Consider the following 18,542-nt stretch of genomic DNA (forward strand, 5'->3'; position numbering starts at 1 on the left):
AAAAATAGCTTCCCATAAATCATCTACAGGATTTTCACTATTTGGGAATACTTTTTTAGCCCATCTTTCAGTTGGTGCTGAAATAATTGTCCAAGAAGTAATATCATTCATTCTAAAGTTTTTAAGTGGTTGCATCTTTGTTGCTCTAGCTTGTTCAACTTTAGCAATCTTATTTGGATCAACATCTTTTAATAATTCTGGATCAACAGCCTTAATGAATATTTGTTTTAAATCATTTTTTAATAAAGTTTCATACTTTTCATATTCATAATCAGGAACATTTAACGCTTCTACTGGAGCATAAGTATAATTTAATAACTTAACTTCATCATCAAAATATGTAACGATAACTTTTTTAGCCCCTGCATCATATGCTTTTTGTACGACTTCTCTTGCTAAATTAACTCTTTCAACTGGAGTTTGTACTTCTACAATATCTCCTTTTTGAACATTAACACCAATCTTTACTGCTAGTTCAGCTAGCATTGAAATTTTTTCTTGTAAACTCATTTTCTGCTCCTTACGCCCAATTACCATTTTTAAAAATTTGTATTTCTGTACCATCTTTTTTTATACCAATAATATCTAAATCTGGTGTACCAACCATGAAATCTTCGTGCGCTAATGAATCATTCACACCATGTGCTGCCAATTCTTCATCGCTCATATTTTCACCATTTTTAATTGTTGTAGGATATGCCTTGCCTAAAGCCAAATGACATGATGCATTTTCATCAAACAATGTATTGTAGAATAAAATGTTTGAATTTGAAATTGGACTATCATATGGAACTAATGCTACTTCTCCTAGTTTTCTAGCTCTTTCGTCCTTATCAAATATAGATTGCAATGTTTCTTTTCCAACTTTTGCATCAAAATCTACAACCGCGCCATCTTTAAATCTTAACCAAAATTCATCGATAAGATTTCCTTTATATATTAAAGGTTTAGAAGCATATACAATACCATTTACACCATCTTTATGTGGAAGTGTAAACACTTCTTCAGTTGGCATATTTGGTACAAATTCTTCACCCTTACTGTTTACACTTGATGAAGCAGTCCATATATGCCCCTCAGGTAATTCAATCTCTAAATCAGTTCCATTTGAAGCTTTATATTTCAATGTCTTCAAATCCAAATCATTTAACCAATTAGCTTTAATAGATAATTTTTCAATATGTTCTTCCCAAGCTTTGACAGGATCTTCAAGATCAACTCTTGTTGTTTTAAAAATAGCTTCCCATAAATCATCTACAGGATTTTCACTATCAGGAAATACCTTTTTAGCCCAAGCTTCAGTTGGCACAGACACAACAGTCCATGAATTAATGTCATTCATAGTATACTTTCTTAATGGTTGATATTTTTCTCCAGAAGCTTTAAAAGCTCTTTGTAATTTTTGAGTATCTAAACCCTTAAATAATTCTGGATCCTGAGCACTTATACCAATCTTCTTTTCTCCAGCCTTCGCAAACCATTCCAACTTATCATAGCTATATTGAGGAATATCCTCTAAAACTTCAACGTCTTGATTTTCATAATGCATTCTTGTAATTACGCCATCATTCCAATCAATATTAACTTGCTTTGCTCCAGATTTATATGCGCTCTCCGTCAACATTCTACCAAAATCATCCCTTTCAACTGGACATTTAATTGTAACAATATCTCCTTCCATAACATTTGATCCGACTTTTACAATCAAATCGGCATATTTTTTCATATTATCATTTAAGCTCATAATTACCTCCATTCAATTTGAAATAATTATATCACTTTCTTGATAATAATGCCATTTTATTGGAGTTTCTTAACTAAATAAATTTAGAAAGTAAATTTTGTGTAGGAATGTTTGCGAATATTTAGTTTTCAGATCAAAAATAATGAGTGTGATTGGATATCTTTAGAGAAAAGTATTGAATACTACTTGGTAAAATTGAAATTTTAAAATACCAAAGTAAAATAAAATATTAAATATTCGTCATAATAATGACAGTGCATTATTTTTTATTTATAGGATAATAGTATTAAATAAATTATATAACATAAGGAGTAAATAATGAAAACATTTAAGATACTTTTGCTAGAAAAATTCTATTATTATGATAAATTAAAAAAAAAATTTACGATAGTAAAATATAGAAGAAGTAGAAGGTAGATTAGAATTTGTTTATAGTAATAATTCAATACAATATTTGCATGTAACAAAATCATCAAATAATGATGTAGTGAAAAATTACATTCCTAAAACAAATCAAGCCCTGATTAAAAAATTAGCTCAAAAAACATATGATTTAAGAATAAAAAATTTAATTAATAAAAGATATAAACAATTAAAAGCAATTTTGAAAGATTATGAAGATAATGAAATAGATCTTGTATTTGGAAAATTGGATAAAAAAAGAAGAGAGTTAGTTAAACCCATAGTTAAAACTAATAATCAAATTATCGAGGAATGGAATAATGTTCCATATGAGAAGAAAAAATTCTATATAAATGATCTTGAGATTTTTACTGAAAACGGACAAAGAGTGAGATCAAAAAGTGAGAAATTTATTGCTGATAAACTGAACAATTTAGGTATTGTATATAAATATGAATGCCCTATTGTAATAAATAATATTACATTTCATCCAGATTTTGCTATTTATAGTAAAAAAACAAATAAAATTATTTATTGGGAGCATTGCGGGAGAATGGAAGATCCAGATTATGTTTTGAAATTTATCAATAAAATAAACCTATATCAACTCAATGGGTTAGAATTAGGTGAAAACTTAATAATTACTTTATAAAGTGAGAGAAAAAGTATTGATCAACATGTTGTAAATTACATAATACAAAAATATTTGATTTAATAAAATAAAATCGGGTAAAATTAAATTGCAGTTCCAAAACAGCTTAATTTATTTCTATATAATTTATTAGCAAATGGGATTGTTCAACAAAATTTTTGACTTACTAAGTTGTCTATTACCGTAATTAAAAATTTGCAAAAAGATAATTGCTATGCTATAATTACATGGTTACTAGACAAGAAAGTATTTAAAGTGAAAGAGGTGAAATAATGAAAGCTGAATTACATCCAAAGACATATGAAGCAACAGTAACATGTGCATGTGGAAATACTTTTACTACTACATCAACAGTTGAAGAAATCAAGGTAGAAGTTTGTTCTGAATGTCATCCTTTCTATACAGGAAAACAAAGAACTGCTGAACGTGGTGGTAGAGTAGAAAGATTTAAGAAAAAATACAATATTGAAAAATAAGAAAATTATTATAAGGAAGCGAACAAGAAATTGTTCGCTTTTTTTTGGCCTATCAATATCTGTTGGCCTATCAATATCTGTTGGGGGTAACCTCCTTCAGATATTTTTTTGTATGACAGGCATGTTTTAGTGCTGAGGTGAAATCCCTAAGCAGCGTAGTTACCGACGGATTCCCGATAGACTTATAAGTTTTATATGTTGACATTTAAGAAAGAGGAAACAATAGTGAATTAGTGGCTTGAAGAACAGGAACAGAATATAAGACGTAACAGCTCGTAAAGCTTGTTTAATATAGCAAAGATTCAAAAGATAAGTGTAAACCCAAGTTATAAATTTTGCAAGTAAACTATGAAAATGCTAGAATTTGTCCCTTGAGGTCTCACTAGCGACCGAGTAGTAACTACAAATAGTGAGAAGTCAGCAGGGGTCACAGTAGTTAGAAATATTGAAAGACTAAACAAAATTTTATTATAGTTTTTGAAATATTATTTTATACATCAGTTGAATATAAGAATAAATGTTTTTTATTTTCAAGGTTGGAAACAAGATAATAAGTTTAAGTAGATAATATAAATAGTATTAGATAATAGAATATTAAACCGCCCAGTATCCGAACGGTATTCTGGAAACGTGGTGTGAAAGGGACTAGAAATTAGTCCCTATTCAATTTTAAATTGAATTATAATTATGTATTGATGAATTTTAAATAAGAAAATTATAAATTTTTAATTTCAAATAATAAATTATAATGTAAAAATAAATACATTATATTATCTAGTTTTGTACTCTTTTAATTATAATCTTAATAAAAATATAAGAATAATATTGAAAATGTTAATGTTTTCATATATGATATAAATATGAAAATATATTAAATATACATAAATCGTTTTTTCACATAAGATAATTAAATGTATTATATTAATATATATAATTTAAAGGATGTATAAAATTTATTAATATCAATCAAAAGAAAGGAGGATTCTATGTTATAAATATAAATTAAACATTAAATCGCATCAAGTAGAGTCTGCTACTAAGTATGAAACTTATAACAAGAAGCAAAACAAAACGTAATGACTTATCTAACAAGATAAGCATACTACAGGATAATAATTTGTAACTATAAGCAAGTAGTTTTATTTGTTGAAACTATTATACAAGGAGAAGTATATGAAAAGTAAAATAACCAGGATAATATATATTTGTTTAATGACATTTTTGTTAGTCAATAGTACGGTATTATATGCTAAATCACAGAATGATTCGGTGAAATTAGGTATTGTACGTCCATTTATTATACATGAAGAATCTTATACATATAGTAAAGGGAACGGAGGATATTGGACTACGGTACAAGAAGGAAGGTACTATTATCATGGGTATATGAAGTTTATTAAATATGAAAATGGTATACATTATTACAAAGGTACCTTAAATATGATTAGTAATCCAAACGGATTTTATTTCATAGAAAAACATAAAGAATGAAATATATTATTTTAAATAATATAACTTTTCTTAATATTGTAAAATGCTCTTGCAAATGCAGGAGCATTTTTACAAATAATAAAGGATTTAGACATGATTAAATTTGAATTTAAAAAGCTTTTTAAGCAAAAAATAATATATTATTTATTTATCTTTTCTATTATTATGTCTATTTTTGTTTTATATAGAACGGATAAAATAGAGATTGAAAAAGAGTTTAGAGAATACAATACTCTACCTGCGGACTATATTATTTCAACTGCTGTAAATAGGCAATTTCTTGATAATCAAAATATAGCAGATGAACTATTTAAAATTTATACTGAAAAAGCAGAGTTGAGCAACCCTTATTCCTCAAAATTTTTAGATTATACAAAAATAGCATATGATAAAAAAGATAAAGTAGAAAAACAACAAATTTTAGAAAGAATTACAAAAATTGATTTTGAGTTTTTTAAAGATGCTCAAAAATTTGTAAATAAATATAATATAAAATTCGAAGAAGGTGAGAGACAAACTTGGGAGTGGGCAGTATACGAACATAAGTATTCTGAAGAAAATGGTACATATCCAAAGTCAGTATTTCACAGTTATCTATCTACTAATTTTGCTCGAGTTTTTATCTATAATAGCAATATAATTTTTGGATATCCTTTTTTATTCTTTTTAGTCTTAATATTTTATAATATTATCTTACATGAAAAAGAAGAAGGAACTATAGAATTCTTAAAAATTAACGCCATTAATTTAAAAAAGATAATCAATGCTAAGTTTCTTACAATGTTGTTCGTTATTTTGTTATATCCAATAATAGTATTTTCTATTATGATTATAATTTCATATTTTATAGGATATAAAATTGATGGATTCAACGAGATTTATAGAATATTTGATTCAAGTCGTATACGTTTCATTGGTGCGAAAGAATTACTAGCTAAGATAGTTTTTACTTATATTGTGATATCAAGTATTTTTTCAACTATTATTATTTTGATTAATCTTAAAGTAAAAAATAAAAACTTCGCGTTATTGACATTATCATCATTACTTTTTATTGGAAACATTTTAACAGAGAAATTTTCTTTATTTAATAATTCGTTTAATATTTTTTATGGAATGGATTATATAAGATTTATTACTGGAAGAATAGTTGATAAAGCACATAATAATTATTACGATGTTCAAGAAATTTATCCTAAAAATATTTATATGCTTCCTTTACTATTAGGAATAGTTTTTATCATTCATTCTATTTTGAACTATAAAGATAATATCTTAACTAAATCCTATAGTGATAAAGGAATAAAAATTAAGCCAAAAAATTTACTAACATTTGAAATAAAAAAAATATTTATGGCAAATAATCTTGTATTCCTAACTCTTTTACTCATTATTTTGGCAGTTTACAATTATATTATCTTAAACAATGAAAATGACTCCTTTAATAAATTTTTCTATGAAAAAGCTACGCGAGTAACTGACTTAAAGAATAATATTAATAGAATAGAAACAGATTTGGAACGACATAAAAAAGAAACGATGAAATCACTTAAAATGTCTGAACAACAGGTTGAAAGTGAAGATATTGCTTATAAGTTAAAAAGAAAGAATCTAGACAATCAGATAGAACAATACAATGCAATGAAAAACATTGTAGATGCCTATAAGAGAGGAAATTCTCAAGCATATTATGAAAATATGCTAAAAAATTCAAAATATATGTTTGAGATGTTTAGTGGAGAAAGTTTTGAATATAAATTTTCAACAAGGCAATTAAGTAAAATGAGCAGGTTTGAACATGAAGCGAAATTAAAGTATGCTTTAGAACACAAATTAAAACCGGTGGAGATAAATTCATTCGAATATTCTGAATATGAAAATTTTGTAAATGAAAATATCAAGTTGACCAGTATGAAGAATGAATCAATAAAGTCTAATTCTCCATTATTTGTTTTAAAAATACTAAATAGAGAATACAAAATAGAGACGATAATTTTCGCTCTAATAATATTATTTATATTTAATGGATATGTAATCGATAAAGAGACTAATAGAAGCATCGATTTATATAATTTGCAACCTATTTCTAAATTTAAGAATCATTTATTAAGAATTTTTTCTCAAATTTTAGTAGCTTTGATCTTAGTTCTACTATTTTATGGTATAATTTTTATCATTTCATATTTTAATGCAGGAATAGGTGAAATTAATTATCCTGTTGTAGAGTATATGAAAATTGCAACAAACAAAGAGCTATTATCAAGCAGTGAATTTGCGAAAACAATTAATTTAATTCCATTATGGAAATATTTCATTAGATATATTTTCATATTTTTACTACAATTAACATTCATATGTAGTTTGATTACATTCATTTCTATTAGTTCTAAAAACAAGAAAGAATTACTAATAAAATTTATTGTAATAATATTTTCTGGGTTAGCAATTAATGTTCTTATAAAATCGAATATAATAAATTTATTTAATCCTATTACATATTTGAATACAAGTGAAATTGCAAATAATAGTTTAATGTTACATGAAAAGAATCCAATGATTATCATTAACAATAGTATTAAAATATTGTCTATGTGGACTATTATAATGTCACTTTTTGGAGGGATTTTCTCGAAAATAAAAAATCAGTAATTTATTTTTTATCACTTTGTATCCATTCTGTAATCGCTTTCTAAGATACGTTTATATATAATCTAATTGAAGGTAATAATAAAAATATTTTCTAGGAGGCGAAAGATGCGTAGAAGTTTACTAGTATTATTACTCATTTTATTATTAATGGTGGGATGTACAAATAATGAAAGAAAAGAGTTAGATAAAACAGATTCAGAGAAAGAAAAAATCGTAGATACTACAGAAAAGGAAAATCAAATACAATGTGAATATATTTATCTAAATTCTTCACCAGAGGAAAAGAAGTTAGAAGATATTACCAATGTACAAATAGAATTGGCTTATAGCGAAGATTTGAAAGAAATGGCTAAAGATGAAAATAGTATTGTAATTGCAAGAGTTTTAGGAAAAGAAGACGCTGTAAAAAACAAAGATGATATTGTAGTTAATACTCCAATTAAGGTTGAAGTCATAAATGTGTTGAAAGGTGATGATAATCTAAAATTAGATACAATTTATCAACCTGGCGGAATAATTTCTGTAAAAAATTATATGAAAGGAAATACAGATAAATTTAATGAAGCAAATGGGTACAATAAATTATCTGAAGAAGAAAGAAAAAATACCTTGCTAAAAATATTATATCCAAATTACTATAAAGAATTAAAAAAAGATGGAGTTTACATATTTATTTTAGATAAATTAAATGATGTATACCAAAGTCTCAATATGAGTTTTTCAATTCTTGAGTTTGATGCAGAATGTCCAAAAGCTAAATCTCTTACAAAGGATAATATTGGAAAAGAAAATTTAAAAGATGAAGAGGGTAAAGATTACATATTTAAGCAAAGTTTAGATAGTAAGAAATTTTCTCCAGATAAGAGTTTTACATTAGAACAAATTTTAAAAGAAATTAATTCTTAAACTAAAAAGGCGGGTGTGCAAACATCAGCCTTTTATTTATGCCCTAAAAAGTATATAATAAAGTATGAGAACAAATAAAAACTCGAAAGAAGGTAAGAATGTCAGTATTATTAACTGGAGGAGCAGGATATATAGGCTCACATATTGCGATTGAACTATTAAATCGTGACGAAGATGTTGTAATTGTAGATAATTTTTATAATTCTTCTAAAATTGTTTTAGATAGAATAAAAGAAATTACAGGAAAAGATTTCAAATTTTATGAAGCAGATATTAGAGATAAAGAAGCATTAAATGAAGTCTTTCAAAAGGAAGAAATTGAGATTGTTATCCATCTAGCTGGACTTAAAGCGGTAGGAGAATCCGTTTCTAAGCCAATTGAATATTATGATAACAACGTGAATGGTACTTTAGTTTTACTTGATGTTATGAGAAATAATAATGTAAAAAATATTGTATTTTCATCATCTGCAACAGTTTATGGTAATCCTAAAGAAGTACCAGTAAAAGAAACAACACCTAAGGGCATTTGTACAAATCCATATGGTTGGACAAAGTGGATGATTGAACAAATAATTGAAGATGTATATACTGCTGATAATGAATGGGGAGTAGTTATCTTAAGATACTTTAATCCAGTTGGTGCTCACGATTCTGGATTAATTGGTGAAGATCCAAAAGGCATTCCAAATAACTTAACACCATATATCACTCAAGTAGCGGTAGGAAAATTAGAAAAACTTACTGTATTTGGTAATGATTATGATACAGAAGACGGTACAGGCGTAAGAGATTATATCCATGTCGTAGACCTTGCTTTAGGTCATGTAGCATCAATTAATAAAATTAGAGAACACAAAGGAATGAATCTATACAATTTAGGTACTGGTAGAGGGACCTCTGTTCTTGAAATGGTAGATGCGTTTGAAAAAGTATCTGGTAAAAAAATTCCATATGAAATAAAAGAAAGAAGACCAGGAGATATTGCTACAGTATATTGTGATACCGAAAAAGCAAAAAAGGAATTAGGTTGGGAAGCAAAATACGATATTGAAAGAATGGCAAAAGACGCTTGGCGCTGGCAAGAAAACAATCCAAATGGATTTGAAAAATAATTTAACAAGAAATAGAAAAAAGGCTGTTATAAAATAACTGGAAAGTTATTGTTAACAGCCTTTTTATTTATTAAAAATTGTATTAATAAGCTAATATGTTTTTTTTTAAGAATATATTTTTAGATATTATATATATGTTCTCTACACTACACCAATATCCAAAGTCAATTGAAGACGATATACTGAAATAATAACAAGAGCAATCCTAAGTATATCGACAATAATATTAAATCTCTGAAATTGTTTTAAGTCATTTTTAATTTGTTCATCTCTATAATACCCAAGTTTATAATGTAGAGAGAAGAAAAGTAATAATCCAAGTATGTTTATTTGATTTCCTCTTACTCCCACAAATATTAGGCTTGTTTTAGGGAAAAAAATATAAAACAAGAGTAAAAATAATTCGACAATTAATGAAAGCATATATTTATTGATTGTTTTCATTGATAATAGTGACATGATCATTTTCAAATAAAAAACATTTTGATAGTATTTATAAATTATCAGAAATTCTATTACGTATTTTATTTAAATTGATTATGTATACTCCTTTCAAAATATTTTTTAAATAGATAAATACTTAATAAAATTTATTATACTTCACATGATAAAATTATGCAAGGACATTTTTGTCATAGTTAAAAAAAATAATAATATTATATAATTTCAATAGATTTAATAATGTTAATTATTAGATGAACATTTTATGTTGAAAGGAAGACATTATGAAAAAGAAACTAATTATTTTTTTACTAGCTTTTGTTTTAGTTGGATGTGGTAAAACTTCGCAAAAAGAAACTGTGAAAGAAAATCAAAAGGTTCAAAATGAAAAGGATAGAAGCTCTAAAAAAAGTAAAGGAAGAAAACTTAAAAAAAATGAAAGAATATCAAAAATTGGTGAACCTATAAAGTTAAAAGAATCAACTGTTACAATTAAAAAAGTCGAAAAAATATTTGATAAAGATAATAAACCTTCAATAAATGTTATATATGATTGGGTAAATGAAAGTTCAGAAAAAGAATCACCAAATGCAACAGCTTTAATTGATCTTTTACAAAATAAGATGTTAACAAAAATGAATAATAATTTTGATCAAGATAAATTAAGTTTAGATGAAGAAAGGACTCAGGTAGAGCCAAAAAAGAAAATAGAAGGACTAAATAGAATTTTTTTTTATATAATGAGAAAGATTCATTAACACTTAGGATAGATGATCCAGAAACTCATGATGATACTATTACATACTATATAGATGTAGATATCAATTCATTGTAGAAAAATGGATTACTATTAAAATAAATAATTATATAAATAAGGAGACAATATGAAGAGAAGCATTAATATTATATTTAGTTTATGTTTACTATTGGTTGTAATATTTACAATATCAAATAACGTTTATGCAGAAAAAGGAAAAAAAGAAGTAGATGTTATGATTAAAGATTTTTTTGATACTAGAGAAAAGTATTCTTATGAACAAGATAAGAAAATTAATACGAAAAAGAGTTCAAAATTTAAATCTATAAAAACATCAAATGATTCAATTTTTTCTAAATTAAAAGTTCGTAATAAAAATTTAGAAGAATATTTATTAAAATATATCAAATTACAAGAAGTAATTAACACAAAAAGTGATATTGAAGAAGAAATAATAAAAGAAGATATAAATAAAGATATTACTTATGAAGGAAATAAAATAATAGTTTTTGTTGAGAGAAATAAGCAATCAATTTATACAATAAATGGGATAAAAAGTGAAGATATCACTTTTGAAAATAGTAAATGTAAATTTATATTTGATAAAAGAACTATGGAATTAATTGATTATCAACCTCAAGATATAGAAGAGAAAGTATTAATGAAGGCTGATATGGATAAACTTATTGATAAAGAATCAGAAGAAAGAGAAAAAGCAAAATCACAAAATGATTTACAAGTTCAAAAATATTTATTAAATAAAAGAGATAATAATTTTGAAGTAGTAAATCATAAATTAGCAATGCCTTTTGCATATAGAAAAAATGAATTTAATAGAGCAGCTATGGTAAACTATGCAAACAAACATGCTAAGAATTATAATCGAAATTATCCTGACTTTGGAAAGATCGGAAATGGAGATTGTACAAACTTTGTTTCACAAATAATTAAAGCGGGAATTTATCTTGATTAAAATTAAACACAATAGTATGCTATTATTATTTTTAATAATAGATAAATCAGGACCACACGTTAGACGGGTGGTCCTGATTAGTTTAAAATATAAATTTAACAGTATCAGATAACTTTTCATCATTTATTTTTTCTAAAAGTGATTGATAATAAACTAATAAATCTTTTTTATTAAATATTTTCAATAATGTGAGAGAGTTATTAAAGTGCATTTTTGACAATTTATCACCATTATATTGCTTAAATATGCCAATAAAAAAGTGTAGTTTATAAATGTTTTTTAGACTATTATTACTTTCGAATTCTTCTAAAATATTAAATGTAAATTTCTCACCTTCTATATATGATTTATTGATCAAGAAAGTATTTAAATAGAATAAAATGATTTTCTCATAAATAATGGAATCATTTGGAGCATTGTCATAAAAATAATTTATGGTATATATTATAGAATCAGGCTTATTTGTTATGAAATAATCACATATTGAAATATACAATATGGAAAGTGTTTCTATAATATTATAAAACTCGTCTTCTAATTTATTTAATATAATTTTTTTGCTAGAAAAAGATAATGATTTTTGTAGTTTGTCTTGCGCCGATGTATAGTCTTCGTTCCAGATATCAATAATTGATTTTGTAAAAAGATATAATTGATCATATTTTTGTTTAAAACACTGTTTTGATTCTATTTCCGCAATTATATTTCTTAAATTTAATCTATTTTTTTCATCAATAGCATTTATAAGCTTTAAAAATAAACATTTATAGTAGTATCTATCTTTAAATGATAAATTAATATAATAATCGATAACTTTTGTATAATATATTTTTTCAAGTTTATATAAAACAGATATAGTTGGCTCAACTTCATTTTTTTCTATACGAGAGTAGTGTCTAGACGTAACTCCTATTTTTTCAGCTACTTTTTCTTGACTATAATGATGTTTTTTTCTTAAGAATTTAATAAACATACCGAAATCTGTGTATTCCATACTATACTCCTATAACAATATATATATTATTATATAAAATAAAGTATTAGAATACAACGATTTCATCTATTTTTCTCCCATAAATCTATCCGCTACTGCTCTAGTGCTTCTAATAATAATATCAGCTGAGTTTGCTCTGATTAAAACGCCATATGCCCACATGCCGATAACATAGAAGTTTTTCAATTCTCCATATTTTTTACTTAAAATGTTTAGATTTGGGGCTGTAACATTGATAAAGTTTCCTTCATCGTCTGGTTGAATCATTTTTTTATTATATAAATTTTTAAGCAGAGTATTTTCTTCTGTATTTTCCTCTAAATTAAAATTAAATCCGGTTGCATTAAGTAAATAATCTACTTCAATATCATTATCACCTTTAGCAATGAATTTTCCATTTTTAATTTCAATCTCGTCTAAATTCTTTTCAAAAATGACTTTTCCTTTTTCAACGCATTCTATAATCCATTTACTTGTTTCGTAAGGTGTAACATTATAGAAAGGCTCTAACATTTTATCGTATTTCTTCATATATCTCTTTTGATCATTTATAGTAAGAGACGCATATAAGGTTGAGAAAAATGTGGCAATTCTTATAAAGTATTTAGAAATTAATGTAATTTCTACAGATTTTTCTTTTAATAATTTTTTGTAGTTTTCTACGGTCTTTTCTTTAACCTGATTATAGTATTTCATGAAGTCTATGTTTTCATTCAGCAGATCTTCTTTAACTTGATTGATGATAGTATCTAACTTGATAAATCCATTTTTATCGCTATTTTTAGAAATCCATTCATCACTAAAAGAAAAAGTGAAGTTATTGTCTATTTCATTTGGAATGGATGGTTGATGAAATATACTTTCTCTGACAAAGAAATAGATTGGAGTTTCCATCTTTTTTTCTTGCATTAAATATCTAAAAATATCAATAGATGATGCACCAGCACCTATAATGCCAACTCGATCTTTTGATGTTATAGAGTCCAGTTTTCTGAAAGAGGATAAGGATTATTTTGATATTTATCTTTTCCTTCTAGATTATAGAAATCATTATATTTTGGATGACCGATTGTTAAAAATACATTGTCAAAATTCTCAATTGTTTGTTTATCAGTCTTAATGGAGAATGTATTTTCATTTGAAACTTCAATATCTATAACTTCTTCATTTACACGAATAACATTTTTGTGATTTAAATATTTTGAAAATCTATCTTCAAGGTATTCACCATAGTATTCTCTTGGTGTCATCTTTTCAAAATTGCTAATTTTCTTCTCATTTTCATTTAACCAATTATTAAAGTCAAAAGGATTTCCTTTTTCAATACTCATTGAATAGTTGCTAGTATTTAACAATCTGTATTTCGTATCACATTTATAAGGCTCACCGGGCCCAAATCTTTCATTCTTTTCAAATATGTAAATTTGTTCATTATCATAGTTTTTATGTTCTAATATTGATTTTAATAAATTTGATCCTGCAAGACCTGCACCAATAATTGCAATTTTCATATTGCCTCCTAATTGAAAAATTGAAATTTAAGATAATTAATATTTTTATTATATTATATAAGAAAATTTTGAATGTAAATTATTATTACCCATAATAACTAAATTAAATAATTTACTATTAATCTATATATTAAATATGATATAATAATGAAATGTTAAGGAGTTAGTTATTATGTCAAAAGAAATAAAAAAAACCACAATTGGTGGACAAGCTCTATATGAAGGCATACTGATGAAAGGCCCAGATCAGACTTCAATAGTTGTTAGAAAACCAAATGGTGAATTAGAAAAAAAAATAATAGATAGATTTGAAATTACTAATAAATATTCTATTTTTAAATATCCATTCTTTAGAGGAATTGGAGCGTTTATAGATGCGATAAAAAACGGAACAAAGGCAATAGATTATTCTTTAAGTTTTAGTGAAGAGGAAGAAAAGAAACAATCAAAGCTTTCTGAAATCTTTTATAGTATACTATCTTTTTTAATATTTGCTGGGTTTTTATTGCTTTTCTTTTATGTGCCAACTTGGTTTTCAAATTTATTTAAAGATAAGATAAGCTCAGTATTTGTACTTAATTTAATTGAAGGTTTAGTTAGAATTGTCTTTTTCCTATTGTATGTAATAGGTATTGCTCAATTAAAAGATATTAAAAGAGTTTTTGAGTACCATGGTGCCGAACATAAAACTATTGCATGTTATGAATATGGGGAAGAATTAACAGTTGAAAATGTAAGAAAACATTCAAAACTTCATCCTCGTTGTGGTACTTCCTTCATGTTTAATATGGTAATCATATCAGCGTTTGTATTGGCTTTCTTTGGTTGGCCAAATCCCATCGTTAGAGTCATAACACGTATACTAATCATACCTTTATTAATGGGGATAACTTATGAATTAAATAGATGGATGGGAAAATCTGATTCATTTTTAGCTAAGATATTAGCAAAACCTGGTATGTTTGTGCAATATATTGGGACTGTTAAAGAGCCGACAGATGATATGATTGAAGTTGCGATTGAAGCTATGAAAATGGTAATTCCTGAGGATAATTCTGATGAATGGTAGTGTGACAATAGCAGATCTCTTAGATGGGGATTTTAGATATACAAAAATTGTACTTCAATATATCTTAGATTTCTCTATGTCAGATATACATAAAAATAGGGAAATGATAGTATCAGATGATATATTAGCAAGATTTTTTGATATACAAGAAAAGATTAAGATGAAAATGCCATTACAATATGCAATCGGAGAATGGAATTTTTATGGAAGAGATTTTATTGTAAATGAAAATGTGCTTATTCCAAGACCAGAAACTGAATTAATAGTAGAAGAGATATTAAAAGAAAATCTTTGCGATAAAAAAATATTGGATATTGGTACAGGTAGTGGAGCAATAGCGATATCACTAGATTTGGAGACTAAAGAAGATACAGAAGTTTTTGCGAGTGATATTTCTAAAAATGCATTACTAGTGGCTAAAGAAAATGCTGATAAATTCAATGCAAATGTTGAATTTATAAATTCCGATCTATTTGAAAATATTGAAGGGAAATTTGACATTATCGTATCAAACCCTCCGTATTTAAGTGAAGAAGAATATGATGCCGTAGATGAAGTCTTATATTTTGAGCCTAAAAATGCACTTATTGGTGGAGAAAAAGGTTATGAAATATATGAGGAGATTATTTCTCAATCTACAAAATATTTAAATGAAAATGGGAAGATATTTTTAGAAATAGGATATAAGCAGGCAGAGATAGTATCAAGTTTGCTTTTGAAAAATGGATATAATAAAATTAAAGTGAAACAAGATTATAATAGCTTAGATAGGATAGTTGTAGGTGAATTATGTTTGAAAAATTAGAAAATACAAAAAATAAATTTTATGAATTAGAAAAGGATTTAGCAAATCCTGACTTAATTGCAAATATGGATGAGTGGCAAAAGGTTAATAGAGAATATGTTGATTTAAGACCTCTTGTAAAAGCTTATGAAGAATATAGAAAAAATGAAGACACAATTAAGGAAAATAAGGAAATGCTTGAAATGGCAGAAGATCAAGAAATGAAAGATCTTTTGCATGAAGAAATTGGTGAAGCTGAAGATAAATTAGAATCATTAGAAGAAAAGATTACATTCTTACTTATACCAAAAGATCCAAATGATTATAAAAACGTATTTGTAGAAATTAGATCTGGTGCAGGTGGAGACGAAGCTGCTTTATTTGCAGGAGACTTATACAGAATGTATCAAATGTTTGCTAATAATAATGGATATAAAACAGAAGAAATCGAGTATTCTGAGCAAGGTACAGGTGGGGTAAAAGAAGTAATATTTATGGTTAAAGGTGAAGGTGCATATTCAAAATTGAAATATGAATCTGGTGTACATCGTGTACAAAGAGTGCCTCAAACTGAAACACAAGGTAGAATCCACACTTCTACAGCTACAGTTGCTGTTTTACCAGAAGCAGGAAAGATAGATATTGAAATTGATGAATCTACAGAGCTTAGAATCGATTACTATAGATCTTCCGGTGCGGGTGGACAACACGTAAATACTACCGACTCTGCTGTGAGGATTACTCACTTGCCGACTGGTATAGTGGTTGCTTGTCAAGATGAAAGATCTCAAATAAAAAATAAGGCAAAAGCTATGAATATTATGTATGCTAAACTTTATGATTTCAAGCTTGAACAACAACAAAAAGAGCTTTCTGAAGATAGAAAGACACAAGTAGGTACTGGTGATAGATCAGAAAAAATCAGAACATACAATTTCCCACAAGGAAGAGTTACTGATCATAGAATTAACAAAACAATTTATCAATTAGATAATTTCTTAAATGGTGATATTCAAGAAATGATTGATGCTTTAATTTTAGAAGATCAAACAAAGAAATTAGAATTATCACAAAACAAATAGGAAGAAAAATGAGAAAAATTTTATTTACATTAATAGTTTTTACTTTTGTTTTAGCAGGATGTAGAGAAGTTAAGGAATTACCACAGGATGGAGATAAAACTGCCTCAGATTATTTACTTAAAGCATATAAAACAGATATAAAAGACGTTAAAGTAGATTTTATTGACTATGAAGATTTTTCAAAATTAAAAAATCAAACAAATAATTTTATTGTTGTTGCATCTAGTTTACAATGTGAATTTTGCGAAGAACTTATTCCAAATTTTTATCAAATGGCGAATGAATTTGGTATAAAACATACATATTTTATAAAATTTAATGAACTTGATCAAAATGATAAAAATAAAATTGCAGAATCATTTACTGAACCCATTTTACCAACTATATTATTTGTGAAAAATGCTAATATTGATGAATATCAAGGAAAGTTTGATATTGCAGAATTATCTCAAAAATTTGAGGATTTTATAAAGGAATAAAAATGACTAATATGAGAGATTTATATATCGACAATTCATTAATAAGTTCATATCAGGGAGACACCTTATTTGATGATGTTTATATAGAGCATAATTCTCTTCCAGAAATAAATTTTGAAGATATTGATACAAAATCAGAAATTTTTGGAAAAGAGATTTCATTCCCACTGATAATCAATGCGATGACTGGTGGAACTGAAAGAGGAATGGAAATTAATAGCGTGCTTTATACAATTGCGAAGGAACTTAATTTGCCTTTAGCGGTTGGTTCACAAGAGGATAGTCTTGACAGTAAAATCTCTGAGCTATTTATTGGACACATTGATGATGATTTAGAAAAAGATATTGTTTTAATTTCAAATTTAAGTGCAAAAGCAAAGCCAGAAGAAATCGATCGAGCAATGAAGGCAATAGATGCTAAAGGTATTTCCTTATATCTAAATGCAGCACAAGAAGCAGTTAGTTATGATGGAGATACTAAATGTAAAGGCGTTTTAGAAAATATTAGTAAATTAACTACAAAATATTCAGACAATTTATTGATAAAGGAAAAATCAATGGGAATGTCTGAAGAAACAATAAGGAAACTTATTAAAGCTGGAGTTAAATATATAGATTTATCTGGTGCTGGTGGTACAAATTTTATAGAAATGGAAAATTTAAGAAACTATAGAAATGATTTTTCTGATTTATATTCTTGGGGGATACCAACTGCGAAAGCTATAATAAATGCTAGAAATGTAGATAAAGACGTGAAAATAATTGCCAGTGGAGGCATAAAAACTAGCTTGGATATTGTTAAATCATTTGTTTTAGGTGCTGATTATGTTGGCATAAGTGGTGAAGTCTTGCGATATGTTTTACATGGCGGATATGAACAAGCAAAATCATATTTAAATGGTTTAATCTACAAAACTAAAGTTTTAATGTTTTTACTTGGTGTAACAGATATAAAAGAATTAAAAAATGTAGAATATAAAATTATAGGTAAATTAAAAGAAATAATTTAGGAATAGC

General features: G+C 26.2%; 19 protein-coding genes. 13 read left to right on the forward strand and 6 right to left on the reverse strand.

Going from position 1 to position 18,542, the window contains the following annotated elements:
• Positions 1-510: aminopeptidase (locus HMPREF9709_RS09770; protein ID WP_005397234.1), on the reverse strand; the 510-nt coding region annotated here is incomplete at its 3' end.
• A 10-nt stretch (positions 511-520) separates the two neighbouring features.
• Positions 521-1,744, reverse strand: coding sequence for an aminopeptidase (locus HMPREF9709_RS01470; protein ID WP_005397235.1), 1,224 nt, complete (start codon positions 1,742-1,744; stop codon positions 521-523).
• A gap of 487 nt (positions 1,745-2,231) precedes the next feature.
• Here HMPREF9709_RS01470 and HMPREF9709_RS09475 point away from each other — a divergent pair, with 487 nt between their 5' ends.
• The 6 genes from HMPREF9709_RS09475 (at position 2,232) to galE (ending at position 9,435) form a co-directional block, all read left to right on the forward strand.
• On the forward strand, positions 2,232-2,798 hold the full coding sequence (locus tag HMPREF9709_RS09475; protein ID WP_157573221.1) for a hypothetical protein: 567 nt from the start codon (positions 2,232-2,234) through the stop codon (positions 2,796-2,798).
• 272 nt (positions 2,799-3,070) lie between these two features.
• Positions 3,071-3,274 carry a 50S ribosomal protein L31 gene (gene rpmE, locus HMPREF9709_RS01480; protein ID WP_005397240.1) on the forward strand — a complete coding sequence of 68 codons (204 nt, stop codon included), beginning with the start codon at positions 3,071-3,073 and terminating at the stop codon, positions 3,272-3,274.
• A gap of 1,173 nt (positions 3,275-4,447) precedes the next feature.
• Complete coding sequence (locus HMPREF9709_RS01485) at positions 4,448-4,765, forward strand: hypothetical protein (protein WP_005397242.1); 318 nt, start codon at positions 4,448-4,450, stop codon at positions 4,763-4,765.
• A gap of 93 nt (positions 4,766-4,858) precedes the next feature.
• Positions 4,859-7,414, forward strand: coding sequence for an ABC transporter permease subunit (locus HMPREF9709_RS01490; RefSeq protein WP_005397244.1), 2,556 nt, complete (start codon positions 4,859-4,861; stop codon positions 7,412-7,414).
• 105 nt (positions 7,415-7,519) lie between these two features.
• Complete coding sequence (locus tag HMPREF9709_RS01495; protein WP_005397246.1) at positions 7,520-8,320, forward strand: hypothetical protein; 801 nt, start codon at positions 7,520-7,522, stop codon at positions 8,318-8,320.
• A gap of 98 nt (positions 8,321-8,418) precedes the next feature.
• The gene (gene galE, locus HMPREF9709_RS01500) at positions 8,419-9,435 is read left to right on the forward strand and encodes a UDP-glucose 4-epimerase GalE (protein ID WP_005397248.1); all 1,017 of its coding nucleotides are present in this window, start codon (positions 8,419-8,421) and stop codon (positions 9,433-9,435) included.
• A gap of 141 nt (positions 9,436-9,576) precedes the next feature.
• Here galE and HMPREF9709_RS01505 read toward each other — a convergent pair whose 3' ends face one another.
• On the reverse strand, positions 9,577-9,894 hold the full coding sequence (locus HMPREF9709_RS01505) for a hypothetical protein (protein WP_040463778.1): 318 nt from the start codon (positions 9,892-9,894) through the stop codon (positions 9,577-9,579).
• 266 nt (positions 9,895-10,160) lie between these two features.
• Here HMPREF9709_RS01505 and HMPREF9709_RS01510 point away from each other — a divergent pair, with 266 nt between their 5' ends.
• Positions 10,161-10,634, forward strand: coding sequence for a DUF5067 domain-containing protein (locus HMPREF9709_RS01510; RefSeq protein WP_005397256.1), 474 nt, complete (start codon positions 10,161-10,163; stop codon positions 10,632-10,634).
• 126 nt (positions 10,635-10,760) lie between these two features.
• Complete coding sequence (locus HMPREF9709_RS01515) at positions 10,761-11,606, forward strand: amidase domain-containing protein (RefSeq protein ID WP_005397257.1); 846 nt, start codon at positions 10,761-10,763, stop codon at positions 11,604-11,606.
• 82 nt (positions 11,607-11,688) lie between these two features.
• Here HMPREF9709_RS01515 and HMPREF9709_RS01520 read toward each other — a convergent pair whose 3' ends face one another.
• The 3 genes from HMPREF9709_RS01520 to HMPREF9709_RS01530 all read right to left on the reverse strand — a co-directional run bounded on the left by HMPREF9709_RS01520 (position 11,689) and on the right by HMPREF9709_RS01530 (position 14,111).
• On the reverse strand, positions 11,689-12,600 hold the full coding sequence (locus HMPREF9709_RS01520; protein ID WP_005397259.1) for a helix-turn-helix domain-containing protein: 912 nt from the start codon (positions 12,598-12,600) through the stop codon (positions 11,689-11,691).
• A 66-nt stretch (positions 12,601-12,666) separates the two neighbouring features.
• Positions 12,667-13,509: an FAD/NAD(P)-binding protein gene (locus HMPREF9709_RS01525; RefSeq protein ID WP_005397260.1), complete on the reverse strand. Its 843-nt coding sequence runs from the start codon at positions 13,507-13,509 to the stop codon at positions 12,667-12,669.
• Between the two features lie 65 nt (positions 13,510-13,574).
• Positions 13,575-14,111: an FAD/NAD(P)-binding protein gene (locus HMPREF9709_RS01530; protein ID WP_005397261.1), complete on the reverse strand. Its 537-nt coding sequence runs from the start codon at positions 14,109-14,111 to the stop codon at positions 13,575-13,577.
• Between the two features lie 172 nt (positions 14,112-14,283).
• On the opposite strand from HMPREF9709_RS01530, the gene HMPREF9709_RS01535 reads away from it, so the two are divergent.
• From HMPREF9709_RS01535 to fni, 5 genes are read left to right on the forward strand one after another with little or no spacing between them, the layout of a single operon-like run.
• A complete protein-coding gene (locus tag HMPREF9709_RS01535; RefSeq protein WP_005397262.1) occupies positions 14,284-15,180 on the forward strand; it encodes a DUF1385 domain-containing protein in 897 nt (298 codons plus the stop codon).
• Positions 15,170-15,985, forward strand: a complete 816-nt coding sequence (gene prmC / locus HMPREF9709_RS01540) for a peptide chain release factor N(5)-glutamine methyltransferase (RefSeq protein WP_005397263.1) — start codon at positions 15,170-15,172, stop codon at positions 15,983-15,985. Before HMPREF9709_RS01535 ends, prmC begins: the two co-directional genes overlap by 11 nt.
• Positions 15,970-17,046 (forward strand): peptide chain release factor 1, encoded by a 1,077-nt coding sequence (gene prfA / locus HMPREF9709_RS01545; RefSeq protein WP_005397264.1) that lies wholly within the window; start codon positions 15,970-15,972, stop codon positions 17,044-17,046. Before prmC ends, prfA begins: the two co-directional genes overlap by 16 nt.
• A gap of 8 nt (positions 17,047-17,054) precedes the next feature.
• Positions 17,055-17,525, forward strand: coding sequence for a thioredoxin domain-containing protein (locus HMPREF9709_RS01550; protein ID WP_005397265.1), 471 nt, complete (start codon positions 17,055-17,057; stop codon positions 17,523-17,525).
• A 2-nt stretch (positions 17,526-17,527) separates the two neighbouring features.
• Positions 17,528-18,535: a type 2 isopentenyl-diphosphate Delta-isomerase gene (gene fni, locus HMPREF9709_RS01555; protein ID WP_005397266.1), complete on the forward strand. Its 1,008-nt coding sequence runs from the start codon at positions 17,528-17,530 to the stop codon at positions 18,533-18,535.
• The last annotated feature ends 7 nt before the right edge of the window (positions 18,536-18,542 follow it).

The sequence above is a fragment of the Helcococcus kunzii ATCC 51366 genome, from assembly GCF_000245755.1.
In the GTDB taxonomy this organism is placed as follows: Bacteria; Bacillota; Clostridia; order Tissierellales; family Peptoniphilaceae; genus Helcococcus; species Helcococcus kunzii.